The sequence below is a fragment of the Nonomuraea sp. NPDC049158 genome (assembly GCF_040648335.1).
GTDB lineage: Bacteria > Actinomycetota > Actinomycetes > Streptosporangiales > Streptosporangiaceae > Nonomuraea.
In genome coordinates, this window is the sequence record NZ_JBEZDM010000004.1 from 80,362 (window position 1) to 102,198 (window position 21,837).

At 67.1% G+C, this 21,837-nt stretch carries 25 protein-coding genes and 1 pseudogene; 14 read left to right on the plus strand and 12 right to left on the minus strand.

Going from position 1 to position 21,837, the window contains the following annotated elements; genetic code table 11:
* Nucleotides 1-19: 19 nt before the first annotated feature.
* Nucleotides 20-715: a WYL domain-containing protein gene (locus AB0B61_RS10715; RefSeq protein WP_358430598.1), complete on the minus strand. Its 696-nt coding sequence runs from the start codon at nt 713-715 to the stop codon at nt 20-22.
* Nucleotides 716-764: 49 nt separating this feature from the next.
* On the opposite strand from AB0B61_RS10715, the gene AB0B61_RS10720 reads away from it, so the two are divergent.
* Nucleotides 765-1,448, plus strand: coding sequence for an alpha/beta hydrolase (locus tag AB0B61_RS10720; RefSeq protein ID WP_358430600.1), 684 nt, complete (start codon nt 765-767; stop codon nt 1,446-1,448).
* Between the two features lie 114 nt (nt 1,449-1,562).
* On the opposite strand, the gene AB0B61_RS10725 is transcribed toward AB0B61_RS10720, so the two are convergent.
* The 5 genes from AB0B61_RS10725 to AB0B61_RS10745 all read right to left on the minus strand — a co-directional run bounded on the left by AB0B61_RS10725 (nt 1,563) and on the right by AB0B61_RS10745 (nt 6,396).
* Nucleotides 1,563-2,390 carry a hypothetical protein gene (locus AB0B61_RS10725; RefSeq protein WP_358430603.1) on the minus strand — a complete coding sequence of 276 codons (828 nt, stop codon included), beginning with the start codon at nt 2,388-2,390 and terminating at the stop codon, nt 1,563-1,565.
* A gap of 635 nt (nt 2,391-3,025) precedes the next feature.
* Complete coding sequence (locus AB0B61_RS10730; protein WP_358430605.1) at nt 3,026-3,523, minus strand: hypothetical protein; 498 nt, start codon at nt 3,521-3,523, stop codon at nt 3,026-3,028.
* 259 nt (nt 3,524-3,782) lie between these two features.
* The gene (locus tag AB0B61_RS10735) at nt 3,783-4,013 is read right to left on the minus strand and encodes a hypothetical protein (RefSeq protein WP_358430608.1); all 231 of its coding nucleotides are present in this window, start codon (nt 4,011-4,013) and stop codon (nt 3,783-3,785) included.
* 198 nt (nt 4,014-4,211) lie between these two features.
* Nucleotides 4,212-5,159 carry a prolipoprotein diacylglyceryl transferase gene (gene lgt, locus AB0B61_RS10740; RefSeq protein ID WP_358430611.1) on the minus strand — a complete coding sequence of 316 codons (948 nt, stop codon included), beginning with the start codon at nt 5,157-5,159 and terminating at the stop codon, nt 4,212-4,214.
* A 478-nt stretch (nt 5,160-5,637) separates the two neighbouring features.
* The gene (locus AB0B61_RS10745; protein ID WP_358430613.1) at nt 5,638-6,396 is read right to left on the minus strand and encodes a class I SAM-dependent methyltransferase; all 759 of its coding nucleotides are present in this window, start codon (nt 6,394-6,396) and stop codon (nt 5,638-5,640) included.
* Nucleotides 6,397-6,676: 280 nt separating this feature from the next.
* Here AB0B61_RS10745 and AB0B61_RS10750 point away from each other — a divergent pair, with 280 nt between their 5' ends.
* The 4 genes from AB0B61_RS10750 (at nt 6,677) to AB0B61_RS10765 (ending at nt 9,038) form a co-directional block, all read left to right on the plus strand.
* On the plus strand, nt 6,677-6,943 hold the full coding sequence (locus AB0B61_RS10750) for a hypothetical protein (RefSeq protein WP_358430615.1): 267 nt from the start codon (nt 6,677-6,679) through the stop codon (nt 6,941-6,943).
* 75 nt (nt 6,944-7,018) lie between these two features.
* Nucleotides 7,019-7,498 (plus strand): hypothetical protein, encoded by a 480-nt coding sequence (locus AB0B61_RS10755; protein ID WP_358430617.1) that lies wholly within the window; start codon nt 7,019-7,021, stop codon nt 7,496-7,498.
* Between the two features lie 291 nt (nt 7,499-7,789).
* Nucleotides 7,790-8,098 (plus strand): hypothetical protein, encoded by a 309-nt coding sequence (locus tag AB0B61_RS10760; RefSeq protein ID WP_358430620.1) that lies wholly within the window; start codon nt 7,790-7,792, stop codon nt 8,096-8,098.
* Nucleotides 8,099-8,186: 88 nt separating this feature from the next.
* A complete protein-coding gene (locus tag AB0B61_RS10765; RefSeq protein ID WP_358431378.1) occupies nt 8,187-9,038 on the plus strand; it encodes an oxidoreductase in 852 nt (283 codons plus the stop codon).
* A 29-nt stretch (nt 9,039-9,067) separates the two neighbouring features.
* On the opposite strand, the gene AB0B61_RS10770 is transcribed toward AB0B61_RS10765, so the two are convergent.
* Nucleotides 9,068-9,892, minus strand: a complete 825-nt coding sequence (locus tag AB0B61_RS10770; protein WP_358430623.1) for an integrase — start codon at nt 9,890-9,892, stop codon at nt 9,068-9,070.
* 263 nt (nt 9,893-10,155) lie between these two features.
* A complete protein-coding gene (locus AB0B61_RS10775; protein ID WP_358430625.1) occupies nt 10,156-11,352 on the minus strand; it encodes a beta-propeller fold lactonase family protein in 1,197 nt (398 codons plus the stop codon).
* A gap of 348 nt (nt 11,353-11,700) precedes the next feature.
* On the opposite strand from AB0B61_RS10775, the pseudogene AB0B61_RS10780 reads away from it, so the two are divergent.
* Nucleotides 11,701-11,994: pseudogene (locus AB0B61_RS10780) on the plus strand (dienelactone hydrolase family protein); the annotation flags it as partial.
* Between the two features lie 86 nt (nt 11,995-12,080).
* Here AB0B61_RS10780 and AB0B61_RS10785 read toward each other — a convergent pair.
* Nucleotides 12,081-12,980, minus strand: coding sequence for a M23 family metallopeptidase (locus tag AB0B61_RS10785; RefSeq protein WP_358430628.1), 900 nt, complete (start codon nt 12,978-12,980; stop codon nt 12,081-12,083).
* Nucleotides 12,981-13,435: 455 nt separating this feature from the next.
* Here AB0B61_RS10785 and AB0B61_RS10790 point away from each other — a divergent pair, with 455 nt between their 5' ends.
* A complete protein-coding gene (locus AB0B61_RS10790) occupies nt 13,436-14,293 on the plus strand; it encodes a DUF72 domain-containing protein (RefSeq protein ID WP_358430630.1) in 858 nt (285 codons plus the stop codon).
* Between the two features lie 310 nt (nt 14,294-14,603).
* On the opposite strand, the gene AB0B61_RS10795 is transcribed toward AB0B61_RS10790, so the two are convergent.
* Nucleotides 14,604-14,858 (minus strand): hypothetical protein, encoded by a 255-nt coding sequence (locus AB0B61_RS10795; protein ID WP_358430632.1) that lies wholly within the window; start codon nt 14,856-14,858, stop codon nt 14,604-14,606.
* A gap of 281 nt (nt 14,859-15,139) precedes the next feature.
* On the opposite strand from AB0B61_RS10795, the gene AB0B61_RS10800 reads away from it, so the two are divergent.
* Nucleotides 15,140-15,868, plus strand: coding sequence for a GNAT family N-acyltransferase (locus AB0B61_RS10800; RefSeq protein ID WP_358430634.1), 729 nt, complete (start codon nt 15,140-15,142; stop codon nt 15,866-15,868).
* Nucleotides 15,865-16,824: a lysophospholipid acyltransferase family protein gene (locus AB0B61_RS10805; protein ID WP_358430635.1), complete on the plus strand. Its 960-nt coding sequence runs from the start codon at nt 15,865-15,867 to the stop codon at nt 16,822-16,824. Before AB0B61_RS10800 ends, AB0B61_RS10805 begins: the two co-directional genes overlap by 4 nt.
* 59 nt (nt 16,825-16,883) lie before the next feature.
* On the opposite strand, the gene AB0B61_RS10810 is transcribed toward AB0B61_RS10805, so the two are convergent.
* Nucleotides 16,884-17,735, minus strand: coding sequence for a glycerophosphodiester phosphodiesterase family protein (locus AB0B61_RS10810; protein ID WP_358430637.1), 852 nt, complete (start codon nt 17,733-17,735; stop codon nt 16,884-16,886).
* 357 nt (nt 17,736-18,092) lie between these two features.
* On the opposite strand from AB0B61_RS10810, the gene AB0B61_RS10815 reads away from it, so the two are divergent.
* From AB0B61_RS10815 to AB0B61_RS10835, 5 genes are all read left to right on the plus strand, one after another.
* Nucleotides 18,093-18,899 carry an MBL fold metallo-hydrolase gene (locus AB0B61_RS10815; RefSeq protein ID WP_358430639.1) on the plus strand — a complete coding sequence of 269 codons (807 nt, stop codon included), beginning with the start codon at nt 18,093-18,095 and terminating at the stop codon, nt 18,897-18,899.
* Between the two features lie 72 nt (nt 18,900-18,971).
* On the plus strand, nt 18,972-19,571 hold the full coding sequence (locus tag AB0B61_RS10820) for a PadR family transcriptional regulator (RefSeq protein ID WP_358430641.1): 600 nt from the start codon (nt 18,972-18,974) through the stop codon (nt 19,569-19,571).
* 111 nt (nt 19,572-19,682) lie between these two features.
* Nucleotides 19,683-20,060: an SgcJ/EcaC family oxidoreductase gene (locus AB0B61_RS10825; protein WP_358430643.1), complete on the plus strand. Its 378-nt coding sequence runs from the start codon at nt 19,683-19,685 to the stop codon at nt 20,058-20,060.
* Nucleotides 20,057-20,467, plus strand: coding sequence for a hypothetical protein (locus AB0B61_RS10830; protein WP_358430645.1), 411 nt, complete (start codon nt 20,057-20,059; stop codon nt 20,465-20,467). Before AB0B61_RS10825 ends, AB0B61_RS10830 begins: the two co-directional genes overlap by 4 nt.
* A gap of 10 nt (nt 20,468-20,477) precedes the next feature.
* Nucleotides 20,478-21,443, plus strand: a complete 966-nt coding sequence (locus tag AB0B61_RS10835) for a GNAT family N-acetyltransferase (RefSeq protein ID WP_358430647.1) — start codon at nt 20,478-20,480, stop codon at nt 21,441-21,443.
* Here the strand turns inward: AB0B61_RS10835 and AB0B61_RS10840 are convergent.
* Nucleotides 21,430-21,819, minus strand: coding sequence for a Rieske (2Fe-2S) protein (locus AB0B61_RS10840; protein WP_358430650.1), 390 nt, complete (start codon nt 21,817-21,819; stop codon nt 21,430-21,432). The genes AB0B61_RS10835 and AB0B61_RS10840 overlap by 14 nt on opposite strands.
* Between the last annotated feature and the right edge of the window lie 18 nt (nt 21,820-21,837).

The following is a 21,837-nucleotide window of genomic DNA, read 5'->3' on the forward strand; positions in this document are numbered from 1 at the left end:
GCGCCTTGCCGGGACCACGTCACACCCGGACGGAGGCCGCCGTCGAGGGAGGTGTCCCTAGCTCTTCGACGGGTACGTCGATGGCACGCTGAGCGGTGAGGCTCGCGCGTTCGATCCGATCGAGGCGGAACCATCGGATGGCCTCGCGGCGGTGGCAGTGCGCCACGAGGAACCAGTGCCCGGCCGTGAACGCGAGCAGTTGAGGGTCAACCCGGCGCGTTGTCGGCGTACCGTGACGATCGCGGTAGTGCAGCGAGAGGACCTTGCGCTCCCGAAGGGCCTGTTCGATCGCGTCGCGTTGGCGCGGATCAGCTGCCTCGGTAGTGCTGTGGTCGATCCAGATGCGCTCGGTCAAATCGTCCGCGTGCCGCCGCGCCTGTGGGTCCATCACTGCCAGCACTTTCACCAGGGCAGCCCGGGCCTGCTGGTCGAATGGTTGTCCACGGTGTGCTGCGATCGCCGCGGCGAGCGCGCAGGCTTCGGTGGCGGTGAAGTTCACCGGCGGCAGGGTGGCGGCACGATCGACGACGTATCCGCCAATCCTGCCCGTACGTGCCCAGACGGGGAACCCGCCCTGCTGCAGAGCGGAGATGTCGCGCTTGACGGTGCGGACACTGATCTCGAATGCGGTGGCGAGCTGTTCGGCGGTGCGGCCTCGGGGACCCGCACGGCGGAGCTCTTCGCGGATCGCATAGAGCCGGTCAGTGCGGTTCATGCATAAATGGTGCCATAACGGTGACATCATGCGCCTCCAGAATCGGAGCATGACACTGTCGCGAGAACCCATCCTGTTGTTGAGCGGTGCCGGTCTTCCCGTCTGGATCTGGGATCAGGTGCGCGAAGAACTGGCCGCATCGCACCAGACGGTGGTCGCTGAGCGACCGCGTCATGATCGCGCTTCGCTCACGGAGTACGCCGCCGCGGCCCTGGATTCGGCACCGTGGGAGCGGTTCGCGGTCGTCGCGCACTCCAGTGGCGGGACTGTCGCAGCGGAAATCGCCACCCTCGCGCCTGACCGGGTGGGCGCGTTCCTGGCGGTCACGGCCGTCGTGCCGAAGCCGGGACGCAGCTTCGTCGCGTCGATGCCGATGCCGAACCGGCTCGTGCTGAGCCTGGCGATGCGGCTGGCCGGCACCCGACCGCCCGATGCCGCTATCCGGCGGGGCGTGGCCAGCCGCGTGGACACGAAGACGGCCGATCGCATCGTGGCGGAGTTCCACCCCGAGTCCGCGCGTCTCTACCGGGACACGCCGCAAAGCGGCGGCTTTCCCGAACGTCGCGGCTACCTCTCCACCAGCCAGGACGCTGAGCTCCCGATCGGACTGCAACAGCGATTCGCGCGCAATCTCGACACGAGCTGGAATGAATCCCTCGACAGCGGACACCTGCCCATGCTCGAAGCGCCCGACGCACTCGCTCGGCGAATCACGAACTTCCTCGCCAACTGACCCAGCTGACCGAGAGCCCGGACGACGCTAGGCCGCTGGTTCTGGACCGGCGCCGCTCGGGCGGGAACGATGTACGCGGGTCGCCCGCCGACGTCGGTTCCGTCTTGGCGCAGGTTAGAAGGGGCCCCTCTCCGGATAGCCGGCCTTGATGACGGCCTGGCGGGTCTTCGTGTTGAGTCTCTTCTCGCTGATGACCTTGCTGGCCGCCGGTGCGGCGATCTTCACCTTGGCGCCCCAGCCCGAATACTTGGTATCGGTGTGGAAGACCATCTGGTCATAGGCCGTGCTGTCGCTGTCCGGGTAGACCGTCGTGTCGACGACCGTTCGGGTGAGCAGGTTGCGTGTGTCGAAGTACAGGTGGAACTCGACGTCGCCTTCCCCAGCGGACTTGTCGTGCCGGAAGTCAGCGAGTTTGGCGGTGCCCTGATATTCGCCGGTCGTGACTTCTGACGCGTTCTTCACCATGAACTGCAGTTCCGCTGAAGTGACGCCCGCGCCGAGGATGGTGTTTCCGTTCCCACTGGCCTTCGACTGGATCCAGGAACGACCGGAAGGCAGCGCCTTGGCGATGCCGGCGTTGGTCACGTAGGCGTTTCTGCCTTCAGCGATGACCCGGTAGGGAGGGTTGGCTCCTTTCTGGCGTGAGGACATGCGGACATGGAGGTCGGCAGCCGCTACATTGCCTTTGCCGAAAGCCAGGGTGCCGGCCGTGCGGGTGTTCACCCGTACCTGCATAGCTTGGTCGTCGGTGGTGAAATCCACGGTAATGCCGCTTGATTCGGTGATTTTTACGCCTTTGCCCGAGACCAGCTGGGCCTTCAGGGCTTTCACGGGGTCCACTGGAGCGGCCTGCACAGATGCGGCGGATTCCGCCTGAGCGGGTACGGCCACCGTACACGCGACCGCGGCCGTTGCCACGAGGCCTGCGAAGAAGAGCTTCATCAGCGTCCTTGCTTGGGGGGATATAGCAGGAAAAGAGTAAGAGGGTGGAGTTGGCGAGATAAGGGATATTCCGTAACGATCCTGTGTAGACCAGTGATCCGCAAGTTGCGGTGATAGCCCCTAGATAAAGGCGGGTAGTCCTTGCGTCCGCTCTCGCATTTGGGAGTCAGGGCTGTAAGAGGTGGCCATCTCCAGGAAGGAAAACCCTGTCCGGCACGCTGTGGCGAGACACCCAGGGCACTGGTGAGGCCCCACGATGGTCGGCGAGACAGATAGGAGCGCATCAGCGCTCGGCAGCGGCCGGATCCTACGTCGCTGGAGCTTCCCTGCGGATCAGAAGACCTGCGGGTGATCGCTGAGGTAGTGACGACCGCTTACTTCGCCGCCCGCCGTACGCGCGTCTGTGTGGCTGCCCGTTGGGACCTGGGCCCGAGCGGGTCCTCGCCCCGCTCGGGCCTGTCTCCGGTGCGCGCCCTTCGGCGCGAAAAGGGTCTTCCCGTGGGCGCTTCGCGGCACGGTGGCTCAGCCGTTCTTCCAGTCGAACCCGGCCTTGACCTCTGCGGGCCTTCGCTCCGCCGGTTATCACCCTGCGCGGACGGGGGCGTACGCGGTGTGCTCGCAGCTTTTCGGACGGCTCAGTTGTAGGGGTTGTCGTAGGTCACGGATTTGGTGCGACTGTTGTAAGTGTTGCCGGGATAGAACCAGCCGCCCGTCACATACAGAGTGACATTCGTGAGGGTAGTGGAGTGGGTGTATTCACCGTCGTAGAGGAATAGGGACACCTGGCATCCGGGGGGCGCGGCTGCCGTGCCCGTCTGACTCGGATAGAAGATGGTGCTGCCATTGACGGAGACGTAGAAGTTCGGCATGGGGTAGGACCCGCTCCCCCAGCACAGCCGGAGCGCGTACCTGAACTTCGTGTTCCCGTCGTCGAACGCCAATGTGCCGGTCAGCTGGGCGAGCATGATCGACGGGCCGGCGTTCGAGGTCACCGTGAGGGACACGGCCTGGTCGGGACCATAGGCGGCGTGCGCGGGAGTGACGGGCACCAGGATTGCCGCGAGTGTTGCGATGACGATGGCGACGGAGTTGGCCGCACGACGTACCTTGGAACGTGTCAATTCCAACCTCATCTCTTGCATGATGTCGGCGGAGTGCGCACGGAGACTATTTTCGAGGCCTCCAGGTGTCCAGAGAGACGATCGAGAGCCATTGATTCGGCCGGTATTAACTGGCGCCATAGCGGCTCTCGCGAGGGTGACCCAGGCGTGCCACCAGGTCGGGGATCAGCCTGCGGAGCCGTAATACCGACATGACGGGTGAAAGTTTCATTCCACCGGGGCGCGGGCCTGTGACGGCGGATTGGTCCGGCGAGGCCGATGGGTGCCGGCGTTACTGCTCGCTCGCCGGTCGGGCGAGCCAGTGGCGGGTGAGGTCGTGTACGACCGCCAACCAGCGTTGTGGCTGCTCTCCGGCGGCGATCGCGTCTGCGGCGCTGTGGAGGACGGTGAACAGGATCGTGGCCGCGATATGCGGGTCTATCGGGCGGAATGCGCCCTCGTCCATGCCTCGGTGCAACGCCTTGGCGATGGCGGCGATGGTGACCTGCTGCCCTTCGTCCATGAGTCCGGGCGCGGAGTTGGAGTGGAAGACAGTGCACCGGACCTCGCCTGCGGCTTCAATGGTTCGGGAAGCTACGAGACCGTTGTCACCGCGTACGACGCGGACTCGAATTATCTCGAGTCAAAAGTTTCGAACAGGATTTTCGCCTGTTAAGGTCCACGTATTGTCGGCGCACGCGATGAACCAGGCTCCGCGCCGTCAAGAACCTCCTGGAGCTCGGCGAGTGTCCGCCTCCGCGTCGGCCTGGTCGGTCGGGTGCGCCGACACGGCGGCCTCCCCGCCGTCCTGCTTGTACGAGCCATCCTGCTTGTACGAGGCCGGCACCACGATCTCTTCGGTGTCCTTGTTACGAGTCACCCAGAGATAGACCAGCGCGCCGAGGAACAGCACGATTGAGGTCCACTGGTTGATCCGCAGCCCCAGGAACGTCACCGCGTGGTCCACCCCGCCAACCGGGTCGATCCGCAGCCCTTCGATCCAGAACCGCCCCAACGTGTAACCGGCGACGTAGAGGGCGAACAGCCGACCGTGGCGGAGTGTGAACCGCCTGCCGACCAGGATCAGCCCGAAGCCGAGCGCCACGTCCCACAGGGATTCGTACAGGAACGTCGGATGGTAGAGCACGCCCGCCTGGCCGCCGTGCACCTGGTCGATCTCCAGGCCCCACGGCAACGTGGTCGGACTGCCGTACAGCTCCTGGTTGAACCAGTTGCCCCAGCGGGCGATCGCCTGCCCGAACGCGATGCCAGGCGCGATCGTGTCGCCCACGGCGCCGAGAGACAGCCCCCGGCGGCGGCAGGCCAGCCACACGCCCACGCCTCCCAGAGCGACCGCGCCCCAGATGCCCAGCCCGCCTTCCCAGATGAACAGCGCCTGGTAGGGCTCCTTGATAGCGCGCGGGCCGAAGTAGATCTGCCAGTCGACGATTACGTGGTAAAGGCGGCCGCCGATCAGACCGAAGATCACCGCAGGAACCGCGATGTCGTTGATCGTGCCCTTCTCACCGCCCCGGGCGCGCCAGCGGCGCTCGCTCAGCCAGACGCCGAAGCCGATTCCGAGAATGAAGCACAATGCGTAGGCCCGGATCGGAATGAATCCAAGATGCCAGACCCCTTGGGAAGGGCTGGGAATCAAGGCGAGAGGCATGTCGGTGACGCTAGCGGATTCGAGCGCACTTGGCCGCGCACGTGACCTGATTGTGCAATTTCCACGGCTTGCCGCGCCGTAGACGCCCGCCCTTGTTAAAAGGGCCTACCTTTAGCGGGGACGAGAGCGTTGCACGGCATCTTCCACACTCTGACCAAGGCTCCTCAGAATCGGCAGTGGAGGGCCGTCGCATCGTCGAAGGTCTTGCCCCGTGGCCAGCGGGCGCCATTTGGGTCGGGCTGCTCTGCCCTGCGAACCTCGCGGATGAGGTCAGCAGGTCCCCGCTGGTCGAGGACATCTACGGCTTGCCGCAAGGTGGCCGGATTGAAACGGTCGACAAGTCGGGTCGCGCCGTCATTGAGAAGAGCTGCCGCCCGGATGCGACTTGTGGGAGTGGTTCCGATCAGGGCCTGTTCAGCCGCTAGTGGATCGGTCGCCGCGACCCAGAACCCGCCGTCGCGAGGCGCCGTTGGCATTACTAGGACCGTTCGAGCGTGAGCAGCGGCTCAGAGAACACCGGCGCCGGCGCGTCGGGATCCGCGGCGACAGCCTCCTCCAGGCGGCGGAAACCGGCCTCCAGCTCATCGGGACTGAGCTGAGCGAAAAACGAAAGGGTACGCAGGCGCAGCCGTTGGAGCATGTCGCCGCGGGAGCCGACGGACGGCTCGGTAACCGTGCCGAACCCGGTAACGCGCCAGCCGTCCGACGTGAACATCGCGATGACCTCGTGCAGCGGCTGAAACAGCGCGGCGTCCGTCTCAAAGCCGCGGTGGAAGTGCTCCAGCCACCACGGCCTGGGATGGTGGTCGCTGAAATTCGCGCGCAGCAGCAGCCGCCCGGCGGGCCTGAGCACCCTGGCCAACTCCCGAACCGCCTGCGGCTTGTCCGGGACGTGGTGCCAGGACAAGAACATGAGAGCGTAGTCGGCGCTGGCGGACGGCACGGGCATGTCCTCGGCGGAGCCCGCCAGATACCGCACATCGGGATGCGGGGACTGCGCCTGCGCTATCTCGCGCATGCGGACCGACGGCTCGACGCCAGTGACCGGCCCGAACGCTCGCGCCAACGCGGGGGTGAACCGGCCGGTCCCTGAGCCGACGTCCAGCCCCACCAGCGGACGCCGCTCGGGCAGCACCGCTCCGAAGGCACTGATCCATACCTGCTGCTGCCGCTCGCTCAGCGCACGGCCACGCGCGTAGTCCTGGTACTGCTCCGTGTCGTAGTCGATCCGCCTCATCGCAGCTCCCGCGTCAGCCAGGCTGCGGCAAACCTTCAGCCCGATATATCGACTGGATACATCGGCACGATATGCCGTGTCACGTCGTGCCACAAGTGGGGCATGACGGTCAGGCATGCGGCCGCCAAGCTCGGGTGCCGGTGGTTGCCCTTACGCTGACCACCCGATACCGGTCATGTGCACACGTGGGTCAGCTCCGCAGGAGGGCCGCTGATCGCCGTCCCCACGTCCGAGCTGAACAACTGGGCGGGCGGTGCGGAAGGCTCTACACTCGCTCGCCATGACCCGATTAACTGATCGTCTCGGTCCTGTCTCCCTGCTCATCGCGCTGCTCGCCATCTTCCTCGGCATCCGGCTGACGCAGGGCTGGGTGCGGCCGGGGCTCGGGGTCATCGCGGCGGCGCTGGCGTGGCCTGGGCTGCGGAAGCAAGCCACGATCGCGACGGTGTACAACCGCAGTACATCAGTGGCGGGGATGTCGGTGGCGGCGGTGGCCATCGGTCTTGGCGCGGCGCAGTTGGCGTCCACCGCTCTCTTTGGCGCTTGATGCGCTCATCCCCAAGAGATTCGCCGCAGTGAATGAATCCGACTGGCGTTACGAGCTGCCTGGGAGAGCGTCGATATGCAGGACTGGTGGGGGAACCTGTTACAGGGCGCGCTCTCTGCCGTCATAGGCGGCATCGTTGCGGCGGTCACCGCCTGGGCTGTGGTGCTGGCTTCCAGACGGTACGAGCGGCGGGCCGCACTTGAGGTCGAAGCCCGAACATGCGCGATCGAGTTCTTTCTCCTCCTGGCCGACATAGATACGCAGCTGACTCACGCCATCGACGATGGAACGGTGCTGGCGTCCATAACAGGCAGCAAGCCGTGGATCAGCGGCGCGTTGAAGGCCGAGATCGCCATGTTCTCGGTGGACCGGAATCTAGGGAACTGCTTCTCTCAGCTGATCGGCGATCTGCGGCGTTCCCTGGAGCTGGCAGAGGGCGAGGATCCGCCCAAGGAGGAGCTGGTGGCGTCCGCGATGGCGGCGCTCCAACGGCTTAGCGACCACCTCGCCGACTGGCTTATGCAGGGCCGCCACCGGCCAGAAGCACCAAGGTAGCTAGCTCGCCCTCGCGTCGGAGAGACGGCGTGATCCCTCATTGGGCTCCGGGCGTGCGGTAGGCGGCGAGGAAGACCCGGACGGCGGCATCGGCGTAGTGATCGAGCTCGGATGGGGGGGAAGCGGACGTCGTCGCCGCAGAGCATGACCTTGTTGACCGGGATCGAGGAGACGAGCCAGGTGAAGTGGTTGGCCGCGAGGCGCCCAAGGTCGCTAGGAAACGCCGGCAATGTGTACGCCACGGCGAATAACATGTGGGCCGTCTCCGGATGCAGGTATCAGACTGGCCTCATGCCCTCAGCCGACCTCAGCGAGCTGGAGTACCTCCGTCACATCGCACTGCTCGCCCGCGATGTCGTGCACGCCGCAGATGACGAAGGGTGGCTGACGTACGGCCACGACGCGCAAAACGCCACACCGCTCCAGCGAGTCGTGAACGAACTGGCACGCCAAATCAGGAACACCTGGGCCAATAATCGACAACCCATCTCCGTCATTCTGACCGACACCGCGGGGACCGAGGGCATGCTTATGAATTGGGCGCGCGGCATCACACGGCCTTCATATTGGACACCCGATGCCTCCGGCGAGGGTGCGTGACTATCTGAGACCGCCAGGCGGGGCGAAGCATGGCCCCCGGAACTGCGGATGAAGCGCGCCCAGCCCTTTAAAGTGGTCGATCGTGACAATGAATCCATGGGCGTTGGGCGGCGACCTGAGCGTCGCGAGGATCGGCTACGGAGCGATGAAGCTGACCGGCTGGCCGCAAGGCGATCCGCCCAGCCGGGAGACGGCCCTGGCGATTCTGCGCCGGGCGGTAGAACTCGGGGTGAATCACATCGACACCTCGCACTACTACGCGCGTGACGGCGTGGCGGCCAATGAGCTGATCCGGGAGGCGCTGTCTCCCTACCCGGCGGACCTGGTGATCGTGACCAAGGTGGGCGCGCTGGTCGAGGGCTCCGATGTCGCCTTGCCGGCGGCGGACATGACCGGTCTGACGCCGGACGGCCTGCGCCGCGGCGTGGAGGCGAACCTGCGCTCGCTCGGGGTCGACCGCCTGGACGTGGTGAATCTGCGGATGGGTGACCGATCCCGCTCCCAGACGCCCCTGGCCGGGCCTCTGACGACACTGCTCGCGCTGCGGGAGGAGGGCTTGATCCGCCACCTGGGCGTATCGAACGTCACCGCTGACGAGTTCGCCCAGGCCCGCGCGATCGCCCCCATCGTCTGCGTCCAGAACCTCTACAACCTGGCCAAGCGCGATGACGACCCGCTGGTCGACGCCTGCGCGGACGCGGGCATCGCCTATGTCCCCTACTTCCCTGTCGGCGGCTTCCAGCCGATCAAGGCCGGGCACCTGGACGCCATCGCCGCCCGCCACGGTGCGACGGTGCCGCAGGTGGCCCTGGCCTGGCTGCTGGCCCGATCCCCCAACATCCTGGCGATCCCCGGCACCGGCTCGCTGGCGCACCTGGAGGAGAACATCGCCGCCGGCACGCTGAAGTTGAGCGAAGAAGACCTCGCTCATCTGGGGTAGGCGCACACGGTAGCTACCCCGTCTGGATGTCAGAGCCGCCAGTAGACGGCGGTGGCGTCGTCGTGTGCCTTGCCGCGTGGCCAGCGGGCGCCGTGGGGGTCGGTGTGCTCGGCCGTACGGACCTGGTTGATGAGTTCGGCGGGACCGTCGTCTTCCAGGATGTTCAGGAGGCGTCGCCAGCTGGCCAGCTCGAAGCAGTCGACCAGGCGCGATGCCCCGTCGCTGAGCAGCGCCGCAGCTCGTACCGTGTCAGGAGGAACGCTGCCGGTAAGGGAGTGTTCGGCGGCCAGGGGGTCAGTGGAGGCGACCCAGTAGCCTCCGTCCCGGTTGCGGTGCTGGAGCTGGGCTTCTACGGAACCGAGGCGTTCCCGCTCGTGCTCGCTGGAGCCGGTGGGCAGGGTGTCCAGGTACGTCCGCAGGCCCGCCGTGACATCGGCCAGACGATCGTCGCTGACCACCATGGGTTCTGCGGCGGCGTTCATGTCCAGGACGAGGATGGAGTCCGCAAGTACCAGCCAGTCCAGGGATTCCGTTGTCCGGCGGAGCAGGAGCACGGTCGCCGCGGGTGATCCGGGATGGGCGAGGTCGCAGGTCGAGGAGTGCAGAGAGGAGACGGTCTCGATGCCCTCGGCCAACACCTCGGCCAACGGGCGGTCGCCGTCCGTCAGCATGGCGGCGAGCAGGGACGAGCCGAGCATGCGCGCGTACCAGGCCACGGTGTGGACGCATCCGGTCGGCAGGCGTGCGGGATAGCCGGCGCCGTCGAGTACGACCACCGCGTCAGGGGCCGCGCCGACGAAGTCCTCGTTCTCCCGGTTGAGACCACCCACCTCAGTGGCGAAGGCCAGGCTCACGCTGGTCAGTTCTCCTCGCGTCGGTACAGCGGACTTACCAGCTCAGCCCGGAAGCCGAGCCGACTCCGACCCTCTCCGAAAGATCATCCTATGCGGCCGATGCTGAAATGACCGTGCGTGACGGGTTCTTCCCTGGGGGATAGCGAGGAGGGCGGGGGCGCATAACGGCATCGGACCTTCCGGTGCAGCAGGGCTTTGTTACCGGAAGGTCCGATGCGTTGTGGGGATTTCGAGCGAGCCGGGCACTGAGTCCAGGCTGCTCCTTACTGCGGGGTGATAGGTGCGGGGACCGGACGTACAGCGATGGACTGGCTGAGCGGCCGCTCTCCACCCGTGAGGAACGGCGACCCCGTGGCCTCCTTCAGCGTGCCGCCCGATCCGATCTCGAACGCGGCCAGCTGGCTCGTGTCCCGGATCGCGGCGAAGACGTCCCTGCCGTCCGGCGTGATCGCGACCGCCGCGACCTCGGCCTGGTCAGGGGTGTGGACGGGGGAGTCGGCGGTCGGCTTGAGCGAGCCGTCCGCGAGGATCGTGAAGCCGAGCAGGCCGCCGGCAACTGTGTCGACGTCGGGGTCGTTGCTGGCGACGTACAGGTGCCGACCGTCGGGTGTGACCTTGAGACCGACCGGGCCGGTGGGCGCGCGGAACGGCGATCCGGCCACGGGGGTCAGCGAGCCGTCCGCGCCGCGCCGGAACGCCCACACGTTCTGCCCGACCAGCGAGGTCACGTACACCAAGCCGCCGTCCTGGCTGATCGCGATCCCGAAGTTGGCCTGCCCTACCTTCGCCACGTCCTGCGCGGGTCCGAGGGTGCCGTCGAAGCGTACGGCGAATCGGGTGATGACCCGCGGCGGGCTGTCGGCGGTCTCGTCCACATCGGCGTATGAGAGGTAGAGGAAGCGCCCGTCGGGGGACAGCACCGTCTGCTTGGGGTTGTCGGAGGTGGTGGGGAAGTCGCCGAGTTTGCTGGGTCTGCCGTCGAGGCCGATCCGGTACGCCGAGATCGTCCTGTCGCCGGTGTTGGTCACGTACAGGGTGCGGCCGTTCGGGGAGACCGTCGCCCCCCACGGCTCGTCGCCGGTCTGGACGATCTGCGGGTCCGGCTGGAGCGCGCCCTGCGCCCCCACGCGGAACACCGAGAGTGTGTCGGAGTCGCTGTTGACGACGTACGCGGTGGAACCGTTGGGGGTGAGGGCGATGCCCCGGGGGAACTTGCCGAGGGTGGACACGGGCTTCCCAAGCGGCTTGAGGACCGCCCCTGGGCCGATCGCCAGGGAGGAAACATCGCCGGAGCGGGCGTTCGTGACATAGACCACGCCGCCCGACGGCGGCAGGACTGGCCCCTTGGAGGCCTGGGCCAGGGCGGGAGAGGAGACGGCGAGCAGCGCGGCCGCGGCCAGGACGGCACCGCCGGCTCGCGTGGACGACCAGATGGACAGGGATGCCTTCTTGTACTTCATGGATTTCCCCGTGGTTCGACAGATGGGCTTACACCTTTTAGGCGTGCCATCCCGTTCCATCTGTCCCCGTGCAGAAGCCGTCGTTGCCACCATGCCCAATCGGAATCCACAGAGCGTTCGTTGGCGGGGGATGAGGAGGGTCGGCGAACGTCAGCCAGAAGAGGGGGATCATGACGGAATACGTGCGGTGGTAGGACGTGCGTACTGAGCACCTCGAACGCACCGGTGGCGATGGAGTGCTCTACGTACGCACCAGCGACTCCATCGTGACGCTCTCCAAGGAGTACAGATGAGACAACAGGCACGCATTCCGTTGCCCGACGGCGATTCGCTGGCGGCGACGGTGGTCGGCTGGGTGTGATCGGGTTCTGCATGGGGGGCGGGTTCGCCCTGGCATATGCGGCAAGCGCGCCGCCCGGTGTGCGAGCCGCATCGGTGAATTATGGGGCGGTTCCCCGGGATCAAGAGGAGCTGCGGGCGACATGTCCGGTCGTGGGGTCCTACGGGGGCCGCGACCAAGGGTTTCGGTTCCACGCTCTTCTCGCTGTCCGCGTTCTTCGCCTCGCCTGCCTCGGCGACCGACGGGACGATCATCGTCGAAAATTGAAATGGCCTTCTCCCTGGTTTCGGTCATATCAGTAACGCCAGGGGATGGCGGCGAACAGGTCAAAGGCCACTGTCCATAATGGGGCAGTGGCCTTTGACATCGTGCTCTTAGTCGCACATGGCTAATCGCAGTGTTCGAAGCCGCTGGTGTACGAGCTGCTGCCGACCGAGCCGCCCCACTTGACGCACTTTCCGGGCGCGCTGCGCTTGACCGGTCCCGCGTAATAGTCGTAGCTGCCCGAGTCGGTCGTCCTGCTTTCCCCTTCCGGCTCCAGGAACGCCGACACCGCCGACGCCGTGCCGAGGCTCGTCGTCTTCAGCGTCGCGACGCAGTTGTAGCCGTTACCCGAGTTGTAGAGCAGGTAGGTGCGACCACCGGTGAGGGCGGCGGAGTCGATGACGGAGTAGCCGCTGCCGCAGACCTCCTCGGCGGTGTAGGGGTTGCCACCGCAGGCGTTGGTGCTCGTGACGGCCTTCTTCTGGCCCAAGGACACGGTCACGCCGTCCACGGTCGGGCTGGTGTCCATCGCGCCGGTGGAGGTTCGCTGTTCGTAGTGCAGGTGGGGAGCGTTGGCGCCGCCCGTCGAGCCGACGGTGCCGATCGTGGTGCCCTGGCCGACGCTCAGCGAGCCGCCGGCCGCCCTCACCATGGTCGCGAGGTGGGCGTACCGGGTTCTGGTGCCGTCGCTGTGCTGGATCTCTATCCACTTGCCATAACTCGTGCTTCCCGCGTCGTAGAAGTACGCGGTGCCCGCAGCGGTGGCGCGAACGGTTTCACCGTTGATGTCATCGCCACCGTAGTCCTGCCAGTCGATGGAGCCCGACGGGTTGTGGGTGGGGGTCCAGTTGTTGGCGTAGAAGGTCTTCCCGCAGTTGAACGGGCTCTTGTGGGACACAGCCATGATGCTGCTGTCCTGCGCTGAGGCGGCTTGGGGCACCAGCGCGGTCGCGAGAGTGAGCGTCAGGGCAGTGATCGTGGTTCTGAGGGTCTTGTGCCAGCTCGGCTTGCCAGTTGTGGGCATGCTTGCCTCTCTGAACGAGTCGTATGGGGGGATACGGTTAGGCGCCCAGATCCTGATGTCGGTGAGCCTCGTGGTGACAGAGCTGCGTCGGGAGGGTCGATCATGAACATAACTCTGAAAGTTCTCTTCATCAATCTCTGCGACATGAAATTTTGCGGCTGTTCCGCTCGCGGTTGCGCGTTCGACCAGGACGCGACCAGCGGTGGCGCGTCCGCGACCGCGTTCCGGCGCGTGGCCGTTGCCGCGCCGGCTCGGACTTTGAAGGACACCGCGAGCCTGGGCAACATCTGGTGGATCCAGGCGCGTGTCGCCGACCTGACCCCCGAGCAGATCGGCGAACGGGCCGGCGATCCGACGTTTCATCGAGGCCATGACCTACCTTCAGTCGACCCTCGGTCCCGCCCTCCCCGCGGCCCAATAGGCGCCGCAGCCGACCCCCGGGTAGCGTCGAGGCCATGCGGCTTCATGTGGGATGCGCGATGTGGACGCACGTGCCCTGGCAGGGACGCTTCCTGCCGCATCCACTTCCTCCCGGCGAACGCCTGCGGGCCTATGCCACCTGGTGCAACGCGGTGGAAGGCAACACGACGTTCTACGCGACACCGGCGCGGAACACCGTGGAGTCATGGGCCCGGCAGACCGACCCCGACTTCCGCTTCGTGGTCAAGCTGCCCAAGGCGATCACGCACGAGCGCCGCCTTACCGGCGCGGGCGCCGACGAGGAGCTGCGCGCGTTTCTGTCGGCGATCGAGCCGCTCGCATCGCGGGCCCACGCCCTCTGGGTCCAATTGCCGGGGTCGTTCGGGCCCACCGACCTCGGCACCCTGGCGGGCTTTCTCCGTGGATTGCCTCCTACCTACAGGTACGCCGTCGAAGTGCGTCACCGGGCGTTCTTCGATGACGCGCGGTCAGAACGGCTGCTCGCAGGGGTGCTCGCCCGCGCCGGTGCCGAATGGGTCCCGTTCGACACCACCACCCTTTTCCAGAGCCCCCCGACCAGCGACGCCGAACGAGACGCGTGGACGAAGAAGCCACGCGTGCCGCGCCGGTCGACGGCTCTCACCGACCGTCCGATCGTGCGCTACCTCGGCCGGGACGCCACGGAACGTACGGTCGAGGGCTGGCAGGAGTGGGTCGCCACGGTCGCGGAATGGCTGCGGGAAGGCCGCTCGCCGACGGTGTTCGTCCACACCCCCGACAACGCCGACGCGCTGACTCTCGCCCGCCGGTTTCACGACGAGGTGCGGGCCCGGGTGCCTGAGGTCGAGCCGCTCCCCGAGCCCATGCCGAGCGAGCCACTGACCCTGTTCTGAGGGCAACACCATCAGTCCCGATGGGCAAATTGCGCACCTTTGGGCAATCAACTCTGCAGTTGACCGCTCTCACACCAGCCTACGCGTCCCCCACGACCCCGACCACGACCTCCGGCACCAAGGGCGCGAACGCCGTACCGGTCATCAACGCCTGGAACAAGGGCACGATCACCGTGTACGACCCGTGGAAGCCGACTCCCACACCCTCAGCGCCTCCACCCTGGCCAAGGTCATCCAGCCGGGCGGCAACATGTACTACGTCTCCAAGCTCTGAGGTGACGCCGGGCAGGGGCTCACGTGTGCCCCTGCCCTAAATGGACTTCACCCACGAACGAGCCTTCGCCATGGGCATCGCGAGCTCGTCCTGCACGAGACGTACCGCTTCGTCCTCGTCGCCGCGCACCTTGAGCTGGCGCACCCGACCAGTGATGTCCATGGCCCTCATCGGGTCTGTGTACTTGTGTATGCGCCGTTGCCGCATGACCTTGACCAGCTGCACCACCCAATAGATGAGGAAGCTGAGAAAGAGTCCGGCGAAGATGAGAGAAATCACCGTTTCTAGCACGGATTGATCTTAAGATGCGGCCGCCGCCTCCCACGGAGTTCACACGGGGGATTCGCCCAGCTCGCACGTAAGCTTTGCCTTTTGACGGGGCAGCACACGAGGCAGCAGACGTCACTGACCTGCCGATTCCCCGCCCTCGACCGCCGGAGTCCTGACCCGCGGACCGTGGTCGTCTACGAGGTTCACCACGCGGACGCCTCGCTGCCCCCGATGGGAGACGTATCCGTCATTTCGGCATGTCGACATGGTCGCGAGACGCTTTCAGGGAAGGACGCCCGCCCATGACGATCTCTCTCACCGGCCGCCCCACAACCGGCCGCTACACAGTCGGCATGGCCACGAGCGCTGCCGACGTACAGGCCGCGCAACGGCTTCGCCACGAGGTCTTCGTCGAGGAGATGGGGGCGCGGCTCGACAGCCCGATCTCCGGTCTCGACGCGGACAGGTTCGACGCGTACTGCGATCACCTCCTGGTCCGCTACGACGACAAAGTGGTTGGTACCTACCGGTTGCTCCCTCCTGGGCGTATGGACCGGCTGTACTCCGACGCCGAATTCGAGCTCGGCAACCTGGCGGTCCTCAGGCGGGACCTGGTCGAGGCGGGCCGTACCTGCGTACATCCCGATCACCGAGCCGGCGCGGTCGTCGGCCTGATGTGGGCGGGCATCGCGCGCTACATGGTGAACGGCGGCCACAAGTGGCTGGCGGGTTGCTGCTCGGTACCCCTCGACGACGGAGGCGCGGTCGCGGCCGGTGTCGTCGAGCGGGTGCCGCTGGGTCCGGCGGAGTACCGGGTGACGCCGCGCAACCCGTGGCGGGCCCGGGGCGCCGCCCGTTCCGACCGGTTCGTACCGCCTGCACTCCTCCGCGGCTACCTGCGGCTGGGCTCCTGGGTGTGCGGGGCGCCCGCGCATGACCGTGACTTCGGCACCGCCGACTTCTTCGTCCTGCTCTCGATGGCCAACGTCAACGCCCGCTACTTGCGGCACTTCCTGGGAGAACCGCAGTGACCGTCACCGCGGCCCGCCCGGTGGAGATCAACCCCTGGCTCCGCATGGGCCCGTGCACTCCCGAGGCCTGTGTGGAGCCCCCCGCCGCTCTCGCCGGTCTCCTCCACCGCGTGGCGCGGCTCCTCGCGGCCGTCCTCGTGCTGCTCGCGGGCCTCTCGATCGCCCTGGCGACTCGTCAAGTCGGTACGGCCCGGCGGGCGGAGATCACGAAGACGTGGGCGCGGCTGCTGCTGCGCGCTCTCGGCATCAGAGTCAGAACCACGGTCGGCGTCGCCTTCTTCACCGAAACACAGCCCACGCTGACCGTCCCGGGTGAGGTAGGCGCGCTTCTCGTAGCGAACCATGTCTCCTGGCTCGATCCGCTGGTCATGGCGGCCACGGTGCCGTCGCGGCCGCTGGCGAAGCGGGAGATCGGCGAATGGCCGTTCATCCGTACCCTGGCCGCGGGCTCGGGCGCGCTGTTCATCGACAGGGAACGACTCTCCGCCCTGCCGTCGGCCGTCGCCACGGTCGCGAACGCCCTCAGAGCGGGCGACACCGTGATCGCGTTCCCCGAGGGCACGACGTGGTGCGGACGGGGGATGGGGGAGTTCCGGACGGCCGTGTTCCAGGCGGCGATCGACGCGGGTGCCGCCGTGCGCCCGGCCACACTGCGCTACCGCGAGGGAGACTCGACGTCGACCCGCTGCTGCTTTGTCGGGGACGACTCGCTTCTCACCTCCCTCCTGCGGGTGACCGCGACCCGCCACCTGGTGGTCGAGGTCACCCTCTCCGCTCCCGTACAGCTCGCGGCCACCGGACGGCGGCACGAGGCGCGTGCCGCGCTGGCCAGGATCGCCGAGGCACAGGTCCGCGCCGGCGTCGTAGAGCGGCACGAGAAAGTCATCGACCAGCATGAGGAACGTGCCGACGCGCGTGTCCCCGGGCGCCGTGACCTGGCGCCGATATCGCCGTGATGCGGGCACCGGCACCCGGGTTGCCCGCCGTCGCAGGACGACGGGCAACCCGGAGTGTCCTAGCGAGCCAGAGACGCGAGGGTGTCCGGCTTGTTGGTGATGATGCCGTCCACTTCATAGCCGATCAGGCGGCGCATGACGTCGGGGTCGTCCACCGTCCAGGCGAAGACCGCCATCCCCAGGCTGTGGACGCGCTGGACGTACTGCTCGGTGATGTTGCCGTACGGCGGGTTGATGTGGGTGGCGTAGGCCGCCGCCTTCGGCAGGTCCGCCATGGCCGGCGTGCCGAGCAGGCCGATGGGCACCTGGGGCATGGCGCGGTGGAACGTACGCATCGAGGCCCAGCTGAACGACTGCACGACCAGCCGGCCGGAGCTCAGCCATGAGGTGTTGCGCCGCAGCTCGTCGGCGACCCGCTTCTCGATGCCGGGGTAGAGCTCCGGCGCCTTGATCTCCAGGAGCAGGCTGAGGCCGCTGCCGTCCATCTCGCTCAGGGTCTCTTCGAGCGTCGGTACGGGCTCGCCGTCGTATTTACCGGCGAACCACGAGCCCGCGTCCAGCCGCCGGATCTCCGCGAGTGTGAAGTCGCCGACCCGCCAGGGCGCCCGGCCAGGGAAGACCCTCTCGACGTCCGTGGTACGGGACAGCGTCGTGTCGTGCATCAGAACGAGCTCGTGGTCCTTGGTCTCCTGCACGTCGAGCTCGAACGCGTCGGCGCCCAGCTTGTCGGCCAGCTGGAACGCGGTGATGGTGTTCTCGGGCGCGTCCGCGGAGGCTCCGCGATGCGCGACGACCGTGATCTGAGGGGCTTCGAAGTAGATCGCTGATGCCGGTGTGGCGGTCGCGGCGGGGGCTACGGTGGCGAGGGCGGCGAGGGACGTGACGATGATGGCTCCGAGTCGGGGGAACATGGGGCTCCTCGGGCTTGGGAAGGCAGCCGACAATCCGAACTTGACAACCACGTGTGACGCGGAGTTGAGGGGAGAGCAACCCGCTGATGCCAGGCAGATGAGCATTGAGGACACCGGTTGTCTGGTCAGCGGCCCCCGCCCACGACGCGTTCCTGACGCTCCACTGATTGCCCTATGTCATCGGTCGAGCACGTGTCGTAACGAAGCCTTCCCCGTTCGGCGGCCCGCCACTCGCGGCCGTCCGATCCCCGGGCCGGTGCGGATCTTCGGTGTAGATCACGACCTGAAACTCATATGGGCCGCAGCGATGGTAAGTAGAGTTCTCGCAGGGTCCCACGGGAGATTCAGGATCGAGCGATGAACGAGCAGTGGCGGGAAATCGGCGACCGGGTCTATGTCCGGCGCCATGAGTCCTTCGACATGAACGTCGGCCTGATCGTCGGTGATGACCACTGCCTGGTGCTCGACACCCGCGTGTCCCACCGCGAGGCCGCCGACCTGATCGAGGCGATCAGGCGGGTCACCACCAGCCCGTGGACGGTCGTCAACACCCATTCCCACTTCGACCACTACTTCGGCAACGCGCTGTTCCTGCCGGGCGAGATCTGGGGTCACTCCAGGTGCGCCGAGGAGATCGAGCTGTACGGCGAGCAGCAGCGGGCCAAGTGGATCGAGCGCCTGCCCGAAGAGCGGCGGGCGGAGCTGGAGGAGGTGGAGATCGTCGCGCCCGACCACACGTTCACCTCGACGGCCACGCTCGACATCGGCGGCCGGATCGTGCACCTGCGTCACTTCGGCCTCGGCCACAGCAGCAACGACATCGTGGCGCACGTACCCGATGCCGGGGTGGTGTTCGCCGGTGACCTGATCGAAGAGGGCGCCCCGCCGGCCTTCGGCGACTCCTATCCGCTCGACTGGCCCGCCACGGTGGCCGCGATGCTGGCCGAGTTGCCCGAGCGGGTGATCGTGCCGGGGCACGGCGCGGTGGTCGACCGCGCCTTCGCCCTCGCCCAGCAGGCCGAGCTGGTCACCGTGGCCGAGCTCGCCACGCGGGCGCACGTCGAGGGCCTGCGTGATCTGATCACCCGGTTCCCCTACCCCGAGGACGTCGCCAGGCAGGCCATCGAGCGGGCCTTCCTGCAGCTCGACAGCCAGCTGGCCTGACAGTCGCGCACCGGGCTGGACGGCCGTACTGTCGCCTTCTATAGTGCATATTGCACTATAGAAGGAGGCATCATGGCACGACGCCATGACCTGGTCGGGCTGACCGTGCTCGCCATGCTCTCGGTACGTGCCAGCCACCCCTACGAGCTGCACCGCTTCATCGTCGACACGCACAAGGACTACGTGACCGGGCTGCCGCGCAGCCTCTACCACGCGGTCGAACGGCTGGCGAAGGACGAGCTGATCGTGCCGACGAAGACCGACCGCGAAGGCCGCCGGCCCGAGCGTACGGTCTACGAGATCACCGAGGAAGGCCGCCAGGAATTGGCAACGAGGCTGCGCAGGCTGCTGGAGGAGCCGGATGCCGACCGGCGCACGCTGGTGGCCGCCGTCTCCCTGATCGGCGCGCTGCAGGTGCCCGACGCCAAGCGGGCGTTGCGCACGCGTACGGCCTCCATCGAGGGGACGATCAGCGGCATCGAGGCGCACCGGCGGGCGATGGCGGAGAGCGGTTTGCCGGAGATCCTCATGCTCGAGATGGAGTGCGAGCAGGCCCTCTACACGGCCGAGCTGGCCTGGTTGCGCAGTGTGCTCGACCGGCTGGACAAGGGCGAGCTCGACTGGTCGGGCACGGTCAAGCAGTCGCTGATGGAGCAAGTGCTGGAAAGTTGAGTGGCCGCCGGGGTGCGCCAACACCCCAGCGGCCGGAAATCCGAACAAGGCGCCTGCCCTGTCCAGGACTCGCAGTCTCAGGATAGGCGCCGCGACAACAGGAGCAGCGTCATGTCCACTGAGATCAGAGACCTCCTCACCAGGCTCACCGCAGCCTGGAACTCCGGCGACGCGGCGGCCTACGCCGCGCTGTTCACCGAGGACGCCGACTACATCACTTTCTTCGGCCTGCACCTCCAGGGCCGGGAGGCCATCGAGGTCGCCCACCGGCAGCTCTTCCAGAGCCCGATCAAGCTGACCGGAGGCGGCGGCGAGCCCGTCGTCAAGCCGCTGGGAGACGGCGTCGCGCTGGTGATCTCCGGTGGCGGCTCGACCGTCGACGGGCGGCCCGACCCGAGCCGCGACTCGATCGTCACCTTCACCGCCGTCAGTACGCCCGGCGGCTGGCGCTTCGCCTCGTTCCAGAACACCCGGGTGCGCACGCCATGAGGAAGTCGCTGCTCGTCGAGGTGTCCGGGGTGGTCGAGGCGCCGCTTGAGCGGGTACGCGAGGCGCTGATCAACCGCGACACGCTGATCGACCGCGAGGCGATGGTCGAACGCGAGGGCCGGTTCACCGTCGAATACCACCCGGGTCACACCATGACCGTCGAGGTCACCGACGGTTCGATCGCTTACCAGGGCGGCTGGTGGTACCGGGGCGAATGGTCGCTGACCGGGCACCCGCAGGGCACGCTCGTCGTCCACCGGGTCTACAACGTGGCCGAGCGGATGCGGTGGGCCGTACCGCTGGCGAACCGGCTCTTCATGGGCTTCGACAAAGCCACACGCGAGGGGTTCGCCGAGGGGCTTGCTCGGATAGGAGGGGACTTGGGGTGCTCCGTGCACCTCACTTAGGCTGCCGCTCATGAGCGTGCGATGGGGACCGCTGAACAAGGACGACGCCGGATCGCTCGCCGAGCTGGGCGCCGCCATCGGGGCGGCGGACGGTGCCGACGAGCACTTCAGCGTCGAAGACGTCGCGGAACACCTGGCGAACCCGCTGCTCGACCTGGCCGAGGGCACGCTCGCGGCCAGGGACGGGCAGCGGGTGATCGCCTACGGCTACCTTCCGGTCAAGCAGGTACGCGACGGCCTCCACGCGATGGTCCTGCACGGCGGTGTCCATCCCGACTTCCGCGGCCGGGGACATGGCGGACGACTGCTCGACTGGGCGATCGGGACGGCCCCGAAGCTGCATGAGCGGGCCTACCCCGGCAAGGGTCTGGAACTGCAGACCGGAATCCCGCAGGGCAACACCGCGGCGGCGGCGCTGCTCGAGGGCAAGGGTTTCGCCGCCGTGCGCTGGTTCTGCCAGATGCGCCGCGATCTGTCGAAGGAGCTGCCCCAGGTACGGGTGCCGGAGGGGGTCGACTTCGTCACGTACACGCCGGAGTTCGAGGAGGCCGCCCGGCGGGTGCGCAACGAGTCGTTCCGTGACCATTGGGGCAGCGCGCCGCACACCGCGGAGAGCTGGCGGCACAACATCACCGGCAGCCGCGGCTTCCGGCCGGAGTCGTCCTTCGTGGCCCGCGCGGGGGGCGAGGCGGTCTCCGTCGTGCTGACGCGCCACCTCGAGGGGGCCACGGCCGCGACCGGCGTGCGTACCGCCCGGATCGACATCGTCGGCACGCTGCGGGAGTGGCGCGGCAAGGGCGTGGCAGGCAACCTGATCGCGCACGCGCTCACCGCGTTCAAGGAGCAGGGGTACGAGAGGGCGAGCCTGAGCGTCGACGCCGACAACCCCACGAAAGCCGTCGGTGTCTACACCCGAGCTGGGTTCGAGATCTACTTGCGCACCGCGATGTACTCGCTGCCGATCACGCCAGCCTGATCTTGCCCTTCACCAGCTTGATCTTCTTCTTGGCGAGCGGACGCTTGGCCGGACCCTGCACCACCGCACCCGTCAGGGCGCTGAACTGGCTGCCGTGGCACGGGCAGTGGATCTTGCCACCGCTTACGCTCGCCACCGTGCAGCCCTGATGGGTGCAGATGGCGCTGAAGCACTTGAAGACGCCCTTCTTCGGGTGGGTGATCACGTACTTGCCACTAACGATCTTGCCTTTGCCGACCGGGATGCTCTTGGCGCTGGCCAGGACCGGACCGGCGGCCTCCTCTTCCGCCTCGGCGGGTCGCGCCCACAGGAAAACGGCTCCTGCTGCGCCCGCTGCGGCGCCACCTCGGGTGATCAGTGCACGGCGTGTGAGCATGATTGCCTCCTTCAACTA